At 45.0% G+C, this 13,478-nt stretch carries 12 protein-coding genes; 4 read left to right on the top strand and 8 right to left on the bottom strand.

All coding sequences use genetic code 11. The features are described 5' to 3' along the window. Positions 1-40 precede the first annotated feature (40 nt). The 5 genes from cysC to cobA all read right to left on the bottom strand — a co-directional run bounded on the left by cysC (position 41) and on the right by cobA (position 5,951). Complete coding sequence (gene cysC, locus R7Z10_RS11610; RefSeq protein WP_005379598.1) at positions 41-658, bottom strand: adenylyl-sulfate kinase; 618 nt, start codon at positions 656-658, stop codon at positions 41-43. Positions 659-682: 24 nt separating this feature from the next. Further along, positions 683-2,407 carry an SLC13 family permease gene (locus R7Z10_RS11615; protein ID WP_005379596.1) on the bottom strand — a complete coding sequence of 575 codons (1,725 nt, stop codon included), beginning with the start codon at positions 2,405-2,407 and terminating at the stop codon, positions 683-685. Between the two features lie 251 nt (positions 2,408-2,658). Further along, positions 2,659-4,089: a sulfate adenylyltransferase subunit CysN gene (gene cysN / locus R7Z10_RS11620; protein ID WP_213971569.1), complete on the bottom strand. Its 1,431-nt coding sequence runs from the start codon at positions 4,087-4,089 to the stop codon at positions 2,659-2,661. 18 nt (positions 4,090-4,107) lie between these two features. Beyond that, on the bottom strand, positions 4,108-5,016 hold the full coding sequence (gene cysD / locus R7Z10_RS11625) for a sulfate adenylyltransferase subunit CysD (RefSeq protein WP_005379592.1): 909 nt from the start codon (positions 5,014-5,016) through the stop codon (positions 4,108-4,110). A 59-nt stretch (positions 5,017-5,075) separates the two neighbouring features. Beyond that, the gene (cobA, locus tag R7Z10_RS11630) at positions 5,076-5,951 is read right to left on the bottom strand and encodes a uroporphyrinogen-III C-methyltransferase (protein ID WP_167426973.1); all 876 of its coding nucleotides are present in this window, start codon (positions 5,949-5,951) and stop codon (positions 5,076-5,078) included. Between the two features lie 275 nt (positions 5,952-6,226). Between cobA and cpdB the strand changes: the two genes are divergently transcribed. Further along, positions 6,227-8,200 carry a 2',3'-cyclic-nucleotide 2'-phosphodiesterase gene (cpdB, locus tag R7Z10_RS11635; protein ID WP_213971568.1) on the top strand — a complete coding sequence of 658 codons (1,974 nt, stop codon included), beginning with the start codon at positions 6,227-6,229 and terminating at the stop codon, positions 8,198-8,200. Between the two features lie 115 nt (positions 8,201-8,315). On the opposite strand, the gene R7Z10_RS11640 is transcribed toward cpdB, so the two are convergent. Then, positions 8,316-9,413 (bottom strand): RNA-guided endonuclease TnpB family protein, encoded by a 1,098-nt coding sequence (locus R7Z10_RS11640; RefSeq protein WP_213971567.1) that lies wholly within the window; start codon positions 9,411-9,413, stop codon positions 8,316-8,318. 65 nt (positions 9,414-9,478) lie between these two features. On the opposite strand from R7Z10_RS11640, the gene tnpA reads away from it, so the two are divergent. Together tnpA and R7Z10_RS11650 are read left to right on the top strand one after the other, a co-directional pair. After that, complete coding sequence (tnpA, locus tag R7Z10_RS11645; RefSeq protein ID WP_213971566.1) at positions 9,479-9,898, top strand: IS200/IS605 family transposase; 420 nt, start codon at positions 9,479-9,481, stop codon at positions 9,896-9,898. A gap of 93 nt (positions 9,899-9,991) precedes the next feature. After that, the gene (locus tag R7Z10_RS11650; RefSeq protein WP_012841168.1) at positions 9,992-10,570 is read left to right on the top strand and encodes a Crp/Fnr family transcriptional regulator; all 579 of its coding nucleotides are present in this window, start codon (positions 9,992-9,994) and stop codon (positions 10,568-10,570) included. Positions 10,571-10,622: 52 nt separating this feature from the next. Here the strand turns inward: R7Z10_RS11650 and dbpA are convergent, their stop codons facing one another. Further along, entirely contained in the window at positions 10,623-12,002 is a 1,380-nt protein-coding gene (dbpA, locus tag R7Z10_RS11655) for an ATP-dependent RNA helicase DbpA (protein ID WP_047009023.1), read from the bottom strand. Positions 12,003-12,144: 142 nt separating this feature from the next. On the opposite strand from dbpA, the gene R7Z10_RS11660 reads away from it, so the two are divergent. Further along, on the top strand, positions 12,145-12,606 hold the full coding sequence (locus R7Z10_RS11660) for a GNAT family N-acetyltransferase (protein ID WP_213971565.1): 462 nt from the start codon (positions 12,145-12,147) through the stop codon (positions 12,604-12,606). A gap of 91 nt (positions 12,607-12,697) precedes the next feature. Here the strand turns inward: R7Z10_RS11660 and R7Z10_RS11665 are convergent, their stop codons facing one another. Next, positions 12,698-13,294: a LysM-like peptidoglycan-binding domain-containing protein gene (locus R7Z10_RS11665; RefSeq protein WP_017820296.1), complete on the bottom strand. Its 597-nt coding sequence runs from the start codon at positions 13,292-13,294 to the stop codon at positions 12,698-12,700. Between the last annotated feature and the right edge of the window lie 184 nt (positions 13,295-13,478).

A 13,478-nucleotide genomic window follows, 5' to 3' on the forward strand; every position in this document is an offset into this window, starting at 1 on the left:
GTTCAAAGAGCTTTAGGTCACCTATGATCTAAATGCTTTTTTATCGGATCACACCGCGTTGTTTAAGATCGATTAAGCACAAATCCACCAGCTCATCGACACTCTTTTCTCCCGCGGGCAAATCGATTTCAGGGTTCTCTGGCGCTTGATATTCCGAATCAATACCAGTGAAATTAGGAATCTCTCCCGCACGGGCTTTACGGTATAAACCCTTAGGATCTCGACCTTCGCAAACCTCTAGAGATGCATTGACATACACTTCGATAAACTCGCCTTCTGGCAATAAATCGCGCACTAACTTCCGCTCTGCACGATGCGGTGAAATAAACGCCGACAGAACAATTAAACCCGCATCTGCCATCAACTTCGCCAGTTCACCAATGCGACGAATGTTCTCGCGACGGTCCTGTTCAGAAAAACCTAAATCGCTACACAAACCATGTCGTACATTATCACCATCCAATAAATAGGTGTGGTAACCCAATGCTGCAAGGCGATTTTCCAACGCCCCAGCTACGGTTGATTTACCCGCTCCAGATAAACCAGTGAACCACAATACGGCAGGTTTTTGCTTCTTTAATTCAGCACGAAACTGTTTATCAACCGAATGCTGGTGCCAAACAATGTTTTCATCTTTTACCGTCGTTTCGGCAGTCATAACGTATCCTTGTAAATATCGGAATTAAAACGGGAAAAAGACCGGGATCAAAGTAAGTACTAATACAGAGTACACAATCGAAATTGGCACTCCAATTCTCACGTAGTCGGTCAATTTGTAATTTCCTACGCTGTACACCAGCAGGTTAGTTTGGTAACCGTAGGGAGAGATAAAGCTCGCACTCGCGCCGAACAAAACCGCCATGATGAATGGCATCGGATCCACGCCATAACCCACCGCCATGCTATAGCCGATAGGAAAAGAAAGCGCAGCCGCGGCATTGTTTGTCACCAATTCAGTGAGTACCAATGTCATGATATAAGTCGCCACCAAGGCACCAAATACTCCCCAGCCATTAAACGCTTCAATAAACATCACTCCCATTCTTTCTGACAATCCAGAAGAGATCATCAGTTGAGCAATAGACAAAGCGGAACCGACAATCACGACGATATCGATCGGAAAACGGCGGCGCAGTTCTGAAATCTGCACAATACCAAACGCAATAAGCGCGATAAGGTACGCAGCTAGACCTTTAATAATTGGCACTAACTCTAATAGAGCGCATCCAATTACGGCTGCAAAGCCCAGTAATACAATGGAAGACTTATTGGTATCAAGCCGAGCGCTAGAGTCCAAGTCATGCACTAAGACAAACTCTTTACGATGAGCTCGGCGTTCAGACTCAAAACGCTTGCCTGGAACCAGAACTAACGTGTCCCCTGGCGCTAAGGTAATACTACCCAAGCCACCTTCTAGGCGTTCGTGGCCTCGGCGAATCGCCACAACAACGGCATCGAATCGGTCGCGGAATCGGCTCTCTTTGAGGGTTTTGTAGCAAAATGTCGCCGACGAGCTCACCACAACTTCGATAAAGTTTTGCCCATTTAAGTGCTGCTGACCAAACAACTTGAGGCCCGGAATTTCTTGCAGGGTCGCGACGCTCTCAACATCGCCACAAAATAACAGGCGGTCTTTTGCATTGAGCACAAAATCCGGTCCCACAGAAGAAACAGTAACACCATCGCGCACCACTTCTGCAAGAAACAGTTTGCGCAGAGCACGTAAATTATTCTCGCTGATCGTACGCCCAACTAGCGGTGAGCCTGGCTCAACGCGAGACTCAAGAAAGTAAGGTAAATCTTCTTGGTTTTGATCATCATAATTCGGTAGCAAGTAGCTGAGCGGGATAAGAATCAGCATCCCTCCCACCAGCACAGCCAAACCTATCATCGTGGGTGTAAAAAAGCTCAGGCTCGGTAAGCCTGCGTCTTCGACAAAGCTGTTGATGATTAAGTTAGTCGACGTACCAATCAAAGTTAATGTGCCACCAAAAATGGCGGCGTAAGACAAGGGAATAAGTAATTTCGAAGGTGCATGCTGCTGATTACGCTTAATCGCCCCAATCAATGAGACAACCACAGCGGTATTATTCGTAAATGAAGAGAGCAAGGCTGTCGATACACCGAGCTTAGCAATCACGCTGCCTAACTGACCCTCAGAGATACTTCGGCTCACCCAACTGATCAGCAGTGTTTTTTCTAGAGCACAGGATGCAAGAATCAATAAAACCAGGGTTAACAATGAAGAGTTGGTAAAATTGGATGCGATAGTGGCTGAATCCATCATCCCAGCCATGAATGCAATAAAAGCGGCACCCGCAAAGACGTAACTAGGCTTAATTTTCGTGACAAGCAAGCAAGTGATAATGCCAAGCAAAATCGCTAACACAAACCCTTGTTCCCACATAGCCTTTCCTTACCAAATAGCCCCAAAGGGCACAACAACGACTCATTTATCCATGAAACACCGACAAACGAGTAAACAGACAAAAATCAGCGCAAGCGAAAAGAACATCAGAATGCTCGGTTTTCTTGGGCTCCACCGAAGCATTCTGGTATTAGGAGAATACCTAACGACATTTCGCAATTCAGTTAGGTAGCGACGCCCCAAGTACAACAGCAGACAGAGCCTGAAATTATCGTACTTGGGTAAGCCAGTTACTTTTTCAGAAACTGGCTGACGTCTTTTGCTTCCCAGTGTGGGAAGTGTTTACGGACAAGCGCATTAAGCTCAACTTCAAACGCAGAGATGTCCGTCAAATCGCGCTCAACCACGGCGAGGCTCTCTTTAACCATGCCAGCACCAACCGTCACGTTTGTCAGACGATCGATAATGATAAAGCCACCGGTATCTGCACAGTCTTGATAATTGTCCAGCGCGACTGACTCATTAAGAGACCATTCACACAAACCAATACCATTCAATGGCAGCTCTGCCGAGCTATGAGTCGAGAGATTATTAATGTCATATTGATGACGAATCGCTTCAACATGACCTACGGTTTTCTTACCTGCGATTTTGATGTCATAGTCACGACCCGGTTGCAGGGGTTGCTCTGTCATCCACACCACATCGGCAAGCAAATGGTTTGTGGTTTCCACTTGAGCATTATCTAGAACAATTAAGTCGCCACGGCTAATATCGATCTCATCGCTTAGCGTCAGAGTGACAGCTAATCCGGCACGAGCTTCTTCGATATCACCATCAAAGGTCACAATACGAGCCACAGTTGACGTTTTACCCGATGGCAATGCTTTAATGGCATCACCGACTTTGATCGAACCAGAAGAAATGGTCCCCGCAAAACCACGGAAATCGAGGTTAGGACGATTAACGTATTGCACAGGGAAGCGGAATTCACCCGCGCCTTTTTCTTGATCCACATCGACCGTTTCAAGAAGCTCAAACAATGATGGGCCTTTAAACCAAGTCAGGTTTTGGCCTTTATCCACCACATTGTCCCCTTCAAGCGCTGAGATCGGGATGATTTGAATATCAATATCCCCTGTCAGATTCTCAGAGAACTTCAGATACTCATCGCGGATCTCTTCAAAGCGCTCTTGGGAGTAATCCACTAAGTCCATCTTGTTGATCGCCACAACAAAGTGCTTCAAACCCAAAAGGTTGGAAATGAAAGAGTGACGACGAGTTTGATCGAGAATGCCCTTACGTGCATCAACCAGAATCACAGCTAAGTCACATGTCGATGCGCCTGTAGCCATGTTACGTGTGTACTGCTCGTGTCCAGGAGTATCTGCAATGATGAATTTACGTTTCTGCGTCGAGAAATAGCGGTAAGCCACATCAATCGTGATCCCCTGCTCTCGCTCAGCTTGTAAGCCATCGACCAACAACGCAAGGTCGGGCTTTTCACCCGTGGTACCCACACGTTGGCTGTCTGAATGCACTGCCGCTAGCTGATCTTCATAAATTTGTTTTGAGTCATGGAGTAAGCGACCGATTAATGTACTTTTACCGTCATCCACCGAGCCACAAGTCAAGAATCTAAGTAACGACTTGTACTGGTGTTGTGTTAAATAGCCTTCGATACCAAGCTCGGCTAATTGAGCTTCAACTGCACTGTTCATTATCTTTCCTTAGATCCTTTAGAAGTAACCTTGACGTTTCTTAAGCTCCATCGATCCTGACTGATCGTGGTCGATCGCTCGGCCTTGGCGCTCACTCGACGTTGCCACCAGCATCTCTTCGATAATGCCAGTTAAAGTGTTTGCTTCAGACTCGATGGCCCCGGTCAATGGATAACAGCCAAGGGTACGGAAGCGCACACTCTTCTCTTCAATCACTTCACCCGGTTGAAGCTCCATACGATCATCATCAACCATGATCAGCATGCCATCGCGTTCAACAACTGGGCGTTTGTCCGCGAGGTAAAGCGGCACGATCTCGATGTTTTCTAAATAGATGTATTGCCAGATATCAAGCTCAGTCCAGTTAGACAGTGGGAATACACGAATGCTCTCACCCTTATTGACCTGACCGTTGTACGTCTTCCATAGCTCAGGACGTTGGTTTTTAGGGTCCCATGTATGGTTCTTATCGCGGAATGAATACACGCGCTCTTTCGCCCGTGATTTCTCTTCGTCGCGGCGCGCGCCACCAAAGGCCGCATCAAAACCGTACTTGTTCAGCGCTTGTTTTAAGCCTTGAGTCTTCATGATGTCAGTGTGCTTAGAAGAACCATGAACAAACGGGCTACAGCCCATGGCTAGACCTTCTGGATTCTTATGTACCAAAAGCTCAAAACCGTATTTGGCCGCGGTGCGATCACGAAATTCAATCATCTCGCGGAACTTCCAATCGGTGTCAACATGCAGCAATGGAAATGGAATCTTACCTGGGTAAAAAGCTTTACGCGCAAGGTGCAGCATCACTGATGAGTCTTTACCAATCGAATACATCATGACTGGGTTATCAAACTCAGCCGCAACTTCACGGATGATGTGGATACTCTCCGCTTCGAGTTGTTTAAGGTGAGTTAAACGTTGTTGGTCCATGTTTTGTATTTCCTTTTTAAGCTTGAAGGCGCATTACGTCTCTAATCTTTGGTCTGAAATTATATGGAGTTGGCAATAGCACTTTTGTTGAATTCAGTACTAGACAAAAACCAGTCTAACTTTTGAGACAGTCGCACTACCTCTCCGACAACAATCAAAGATGGCGACTGTGCTTCCTTCGATAAATCAGAGAGTTGGGAGAGTTCTCCCGTAAATACTTTTTGTTGAATCTGCGTGCCACGCTCAATAATGGCAATCGGAGTCGACGCTGAACGACCATGCTTAATGAGTTGATTCTGAATATAGTGTGATTTCATCAGCCCCATGTAGATCACTAAAGTCTGATTCCCACGCGCCAACGTGGACCAATCCATCTCATCACTTTCTTCTTTCAAGTGGCCAGTCACAAAGATGGCCGATTGCGCATAATCACGATGAGTCAGTGGAATACCAGCATAAGCGGTTGCGCCAGCTGCTGCGGTAATGCCAGGGACAACTTGAAAACGAACGCCGGCATCAGCAAGCACTTCTAACTCTTCACCACCACGACCAAATACAAACGGATCACCACCTTTAATGCGTACTACTTTGTAGCCCTGCTTGGCAAAATCCACCAAAAGCTGATTCGTCTTCTCCTGCGGCACACTGTGATGCCCAGCTCGCTTCCCAACGCACACCAAAATCGTATCGCTTGGAATCAATGCCATGATTTCTTCAGACACCAAGTAGTCGAACAAAACCACGTCAGCTTGCTGCAAGCAGTTCAGTGCTTTCACCGTCAGAAGTTCAGGATCGCCTGGTCCTGCACCTACTAAGGCGACTTCACCAGGCTGTAGTGATTGCTTTGCAAAACGAGTAACACCAGCGACTGGGTTGTCAGAAACTAACCGGGGCTTTGGTTTAGGAAAAGAAGTGACTGAATCGTTCGTTGCCATGTGCTTGCTCATCGTCCATTGATATCGTTATGCAAGCATTATGGCGGGGCGTTTATATTACCTGAAATTCTAAAATTTCATTTTTTATTCAAAAATCTGCTAAGAAGTTTTTGTTTGGTCTCATTCAAAAGCGTGAAAAAGTCGGCGGTTAATATGAATAAGGTTCAGTAAACTGATTAATGTTCACAGTTTTCTGTATCTTTATCATCGAGTTGCATCTGTGTTTGATACATTACGCAGTACGATTTCCCCTTATCATTGAATTGGAGCACCAAATGAAAGTGGCAGTTCATCCTATTTCCCTCGCAGTATTAAGTGGCATGCTAACGCTTGCTGGCCCAGCAATGGCCGATACCATCAAGCTTCGTATTATCGAAACCACCGACATTCACACCAACGTGATGGATTACGATTACTACAAAGACCAACCATCACAGCAAATCGGTTTAAGTCGCGCTGCGACAATAGTGAGACAGGCTAAGTCCGAGACAGAAAACACGGTACTAGTAGATAACGGCGATTTAATTCAGGGCAGCCCAATGGGCGATTACATGGCGGCAAAGGGGATTAACCCCGACGACGTGCACCCAGTCTACAAAGCGATGAACAAGCTAGACTACGATGTGGGCAACATTGGCAATCATGAGTTCAACTATGGCTTAGATTTCCTACAAACGACGTTGAAGGGTGCAAACTTCCCTTACATCAATGCAAACGTATTTGATAAACAAACCGGTGAGCATTACTTCAAGCCTTACCTCATCAAAACTCACACATTTAAAGACACAAACGGCGAAGCGCATCAAATAAAAGTGGGTTACATCGGCTTTGTACCACCACAAATTATGGTGTGGGATAAGAAGAACTTAGAAGGCAAAGTCTTTGCTAAAGACATTAAGGAAACAGCAGAGAAACTGATTCCTCAAATGAAGAAAGAAGGCGCAGACGTGATTGTGGCGATTCCACACTCGGGCATTTCTACTGATCCATACAAGCTAGGCGCTGAAAACTCTGTTTACTACCTCACAGAAGTTGAAGGTATTGATGCAATTGCTTTTGGCCACTCTCACGCAGTCTTCCCAGGGAAAGACTTCGCAAACCTACCTGGTGTTGATATAGATAAAGGGACCATCAATGGTGTAACGTCCGTGATGCCGGGTCGCTGGGGAAGTCACGTAGGTGTGATGGATTTGATGCTGAAAGAGAAAGACGGCAGATGGCAAGTCATCGAAGGCCAAGCAGAAGCACGCCCTATCTTCGATAAAGTAAATAAGAAGTCATTAGCTAAAGCCGATGAAGATATTGTGAAAGCGTTAGAAGAAGATCACAAAGGCACTCGTGAATTTGTAAACCAACCAATCGGCAAAGCAAATGATGTCATGTACAGCTTCTTGGCATTAGTGCAGGACGACCCCACCATTCAAATCGTTAACCTTGCTCAGAAAGACTACGTAGAACGCTTTATTCAAGGCGACCCAGACCTTTCTGACATTCCAGTACTGAGTGCGGCAGCACCATTTAAAGTCGGCGGTCGTAAGAACGATCCGAATAACTTTACAGAAGTAGAATCCGGTCAGCTCACCTTTCGTAATGCGGCCGATCTTTACTTATACCCAAACACCTTGGTTGCGATGAAAGTGAAAGGTAAAGAAGTTCGCGAATGGCTAGAGTGCAGTGCGGGTCAATTCAACCACATCGACATCAACAATCCTAAACCGCAATCTTTGATTGATTGGGATAATTTCCGTACTTACAACTTCGATGTTATTGATGGGGTTAACTACCAAATCGACGTTACCCAACCGCCGAAGTACGATGCGGATTGTAAAGTGATTAATCCAGATTCTCAGCGTATTGTGAACCTGACGTTCAACGGTAAGCCTTTCAATCCGAAGCAAGATTTCATCATCGCAACCAATAACTACCGTGCATATAGCAATACTTTCCCTGGTACAGGCCCAGATTTCATTGCATTTGACGCACCAGATGAAAACCGCTCTGTCGTCGCCACTTATATTTCTCGCGTGAGTGAAGAAAAAGGAGAAGTGACACCAAGCGCTGACAACAACTGGTCTTTCGCACCGATTAAGTCCGATAACAAGCTAGATATTCGTTTCGAAACCTCCCCTAGCGATAAAGCGGCGCAGTTCATCAAAGAGAAAGGACAATACCCAATGAAACGTGTCGCGACTGACGATATTGGTTTCGCGATTTACCAAATCGATCTGATTGAACTACCACACCCCTAAAGGAGTGTGGATTCCTGTCGTCTGCGACATTTGCGCTCCATTACTAAAATCGAGTCGGCTTACATTGTCTCTTACAGGCGTTTAACGTGTTGGTAGTCCCTACCACCACAAATACTTAAGCTGCTAACCGTAACCCCTCTATGTGGATATTGTTAGCGGCATTCAAATCCCTGTCGTTTACAGAACCGCAGTCACATCGCCATTCACGAATAGCAAGTGACCATTTGCCCTGATATACAGCCCCACAACAAGCACACAATTTAGAGCTTGGGAACCACTGGTCAATCTTAGACACTATTCGACCATACCAAGCAGCTTTGTACTCTAGCTGCCTGACGATTTCGCCAAAGTTTGCGTCACTAATTGCTTTTGCTAGCTTTTTGTTTTTCACCATGTTTTTAACTCGCAATGACTCGGTACAGATCACTTGGTTTTCGTTTATCAGTTTCGTCGTCATTTTATGCGTGAAATCAACACGACAATTTGCAATCTTCTCATGGATCTTTGCCACGATGATGCGTTGCTTATTGAAATTGTTAGAACCTTTCGTCTTCTTGGAAAGTTTACGTTGCGCTTTAGCCAGCTTCTTCTCGTACTTCGTGGTGTATTTGGGATTGTTGAATACAACGCCATCAGAACAAACCGCAAGTGATTTGATACCAACGTCTACACCAACAGTTTTGCTTGCAATAGGTAACGGTTGAATTTCGGTTTCAACAAGCATAGAAATGAAGTATTTGCCTGTTTTAGTTTTGGATACATAGACGGAAGACGGGCTGCCATTGAATAGTCTTGATAGTTTGACTTTCAGTGGATTTTTCATCTTGGCTAAGGTGATTTGCTTTGTATCAGCGTTGAATTTAAAAGCGTTCGCCATGTAGCAAGCAGATTGCTTACCACGTTTGTTTTTGAACTTAGGATAGCCAAATCCAGATTTGAAAAATGCTTTAAACGCTTTATCAAGATGACGGAGCGATTGCTGTAACGGCACACTTGATACGTTCTTCAACCAAGAAAACCCAGCATCTTTTTTAAGTGTAGTTAGATTTTTATTCCAATCGTTGAAGTTGGTTTTATTACCTTGTTCATACTGCTCTTTCGAGAAAGCCAAAGCATTATTGTAAACAAATCGCACGCAGCCAAAGGTATGCTCAAGCATTTCTGCTTGCTCTTTACTTGGCTTAAACCGATATTTGTAAGCTACTAATGTCATTTGGTCTTTCCTGATAAGATGCCTTATTATGAATAGACTTAAACAACAAATCAATAGTTGGTCTAATGACACATAGCCAAGAATATCCGATCCGTCGAGGTCGCCATTGCGTCAGCGTATTACACGCACATTTGGTTTTTGTTACCAAGTATCGGTCGAAGGTGTTCAATGACGAAATACTGATCCGTTTGGAACAAATATTAAGAGAGGTATGTAACGATTTTGAAGTTGAGCTAAAGGAGTTCAACGGTGAGAAAGATCACGTTCATCTACTGCTTGAGTACCCTCCAAAAGTGCAGTTATCGAAGCTGATCAATTCATTGAAAGGGGTTAGTTCTAGGCTTCTACGGCAAGAGTTCCCTGTCATTCATCGTTACTTGTGGAAAGGGGCGCTTTGGAGTCCTAGTTACTTTGCTGGATCTTGCGGAGGAGCAAGTCTTGAAGCTTTAACTAGGTACATTGAGAGTCAGAATCGTCCTGACTAATTTTTGCTACTTCGTAGCAATGGCTTACATCCTCCCCATAAATGGGGAGGTTTTACGCCAAAATGATAAAGAAAACCGTTTCTGAGTTATCACATGCACAGCGATCTTTTTTCAGACTTAGTCAATCATGGCTTCTTAGACACAGAAGCAAACCAACTTATCGAAAATGGTGAGTTACTCGAACTGCCTACGCGCCACATTCTTAACCACCAAGGAGAGTTTAGCTCGCACCTTTACTTCATTATTGAAGGGTTATGCCATGCAAGCTATCTCACTGAGCAGGGCAAAGAGTTCAGTAAAGAGTTTTATTGGGAGAAAGACTGGGTTATCGGCTTTGAGAGCATAATTAAGAACCAACCTTCGCCTTACTTATTGGAAACGCTGAGCGCTTGTCAGCTATTTTGCTTACCAATTGAAACGTTGCATCAATGGCGAGCAGAAAAACACGCCATTTACTTAAAGCTACTCGAAAACCAACTGGTTAATAAAGAGAACAAAGAACGCTTTATGCTGCTCTACTCGCCAGAGGAACGATACCAATTATTTTGCGCCCACTACCCAGACTTAAAGCTACGTATTACCGATAGCCAAATAGCTGCTTATCTTGGGATCACGCCTATCAGTTTGAGCCGAATTAAAGCGCGCTTAACTAAAGATCACACATCCAAGTAAACTCGAAAAAGAAAAGGCCCTTCAAACGAAGAGCCTTTCTATGCTATTTAAGCTATTTAAGAAGCCGCGCCCGGAACTGACGCCCTTTCATCTTGCCATTACTAATGGTTTGTAGAGCCTTTTTGGCAGCTGACTTCTCGACCGCAACGTAGGCGCGCATCGGGAAAAGGTGAATCTTGCCAACTTGAGAGCCTGGGATACCATTTTTTCCCGTCAGACACCCTAAGATATCACCCGGTCGTACTTTCTGTTTCTTACCGCCATCAATGTTAATCGTCACCATCTTCGCTTGGTATGGCTGCTGATTTGATTTGGCAGGCAATGTTGCTGGTACCACGTCCATATCTAGGTATTCTTCAATACGAGCTACACGCAAACCGTCTTTCTCTCCAAAGAAGCTGAACGCCAAACCTTTACTACCTGCACGGCCTGTACGACCGATACGGTGTACATGAACCTCAGGATCGCGCGATAGCTCAAAGTTAAAGACTGCATCAAGGTTATCTACGTCCAAACCACGCGCCGCGACGTCTGTTGCGACAAGGATAGAAACACTCTTGTTAGCAAACTGCACCAATGCTTGATCGCGTTCACGCTGTTCTAAGTCCCCATGGATATCGATAACGCTGAACCCTTTGCGATGCAACTCATCTGCGACACTTTGCACTTCTTTTTTGGTATTGCAAAAAACCACAGCGGACTCTGGTTGGTGAGTCAGTAGCAAGTTCGCCAACGCTTCATCACGCGCTTCCGAACCTTCAACTTTGTAGAAATGCTGAGCAATGCTTGAGGTATCATGAGTCGATTCCACCTTAATGACTTCAGGCGTCTGCATAATACGCTGCGCAATTTGCTCAATTTTCTCTGGGAAAGTAGCACTGAAAAGTAGAGTTTGACGCTGCTTTGGCGCTGCATCAATAATCGCATCTAATGCGTCTTGGAAACCCATGTCCAACATGCGATCAGCTTCATCTAGCACCAAGGTATTCAGCTCGCTCAGGTTAATTCGGCCTTTCTCAAGGTGATCCAAAATACGACCAGGAGTACCAACTAGGATATGCGCACCATGCTCCAGCGAACCAATTTGTGGCCCCATTGGCATCCCACCGCAGAGAGTAAGCACTTTAATATTATGAATGCCGCGACCTAAAGTACGAATTTCTTTCGCTACTTGGTCTGCAAGCTCACGTGTTGGACACAATACTAATGACTGGACACGAAAGCGTTTGACGTTGAGGTTCGATAAAACCCCTAAACCAAATGCAGCGGTTTTACCTGAGCCCGTTTTACCCTGCCCGATGACATCACGATGTTTTAGGATTGCAGGCAAGCTCAAAGCTTGAATTGGCGTCATGTGGGTATAGTTCAGGGAATCAAGTGTGGCGAGTAACGCTGGGTTCAGCCCAACTTGATCGAATGTTTGTTTGCTCACGGGGATATCCTCAGGTGAGATGGAAAGAGGGCACATTATCACCAGATTTGGTGGGAAAACCAGTGCTAATTAACCTTTGTTAATGAGTATGAGCTCAAAACAAAGTAAAGTCAGTCACTCGATTCTCATTACGGATAACAACATGCTCACTTGGATTACTTTGCCCTTTGCTCAGCTAACAACCACACAGCTGTATGAAATGATGAAATTGCGTGTGGATGTATTCGTTGTTGAACAAACCTGCCCTTATCCTGAACTGGATGGTAAGGACACACTCGAAGGCGTTTATCATCTAATAGGCTATCACGGTGATGAACTGGTTGCTTGCGCACGATTACTGCCCGCAGGCACCACGTATGACAATGTGAGTATTGGTCGAGTGGTGACAAAGCAAACCGCGCGAGGCGGTGGCTTAGGTCATAAGTTATTGGACAAGGCCTTGGCACAATGCGAAACATTATGGCCAGGGCTGACAATCGATATAGGTGCTCAAGAACACCTCATCCAGTTTTATGCAAGTCATGGATTCAAGGTTATCTCAGAGTGCTATCTTGAAGATGGTATCCCTCATGTGGATATGCGGAAAGAATCCGTAGCGCTATAAGCTTCAACTCGATTGGTTACTATGAAAACTAATCGCTATGAAAAACTGACTAAAAAGACGCGATATCTTCGCGTCTTTTCATTTGAAGCGTTTACTTGTTACGTCCAAAGGTCCCATCCGATAAACGGAAAAACATAACGGACCGCCCGCTTTTTTCCAGCTGTAGCATATCTAACTCACCTTCGTCACTAAGCTTAAAGCGAATCAACTGTCCCTGCTTTATTTGGCTTAGCGGCTTATCACTGCCTTCTATTTTGACCAGAGCGCTAAGATCCGCCATAGAGAGCTGATTGCTTCTGAAAACCTGCGCTAATGTATCACCATTTTTAACCGTGTACTCTTTCCAGTCTTCAGATTTCGGTCCAGAGTTCTGAGAGGTTCTCTGCTGGCTTAAACTCTGCGCGTTCAGCTCAATCGCTACGCGTTGATGATCGACCTCAGTCTGCTCAACTGGTTGATCTGTTTTATTTGGCAAAGGAATGACAAGGAGTACCAGAATCAATGGCACTAAGACCATCAAAGCACGCTGATGAAATTTAGGCAGACGCAACCAAAACTGCTTAACAGGCTGTATACGCTCCAACCATTGCTCTTTGTTGAACGGCTGCTTCCAGTCGATAGCAGCGAATTTTTGTTTAACCAATTCGACATAGTCGACTTGCTGCTTTTTCTTTCTGCGACGATTCATTGTAATGAGTCCCTTAATACTTCTACGGTCAGTATAAAAATACCGACGCGGAGAGTATATGTTTTTCACCAAACTAAAATGGAATTGGGATTAAATTAGCAGAAATTTCACTTGGAGTAAGAGATAAGTCACAACCTGGCCGCCTCAATTAAGCATTCAGTCGCAATCATTTAAACCTAAGCTC

Source organism: Vibrio sp. Vb1018, from assembly GCF_033338775.1.
GTDB classification, from domain to species: Bacteria; Pseudomonadota; Gammaproteobacteria; order Enterobacterales; family Vibrionaceae; genus Vibrio; species Vibrio alginolyticus.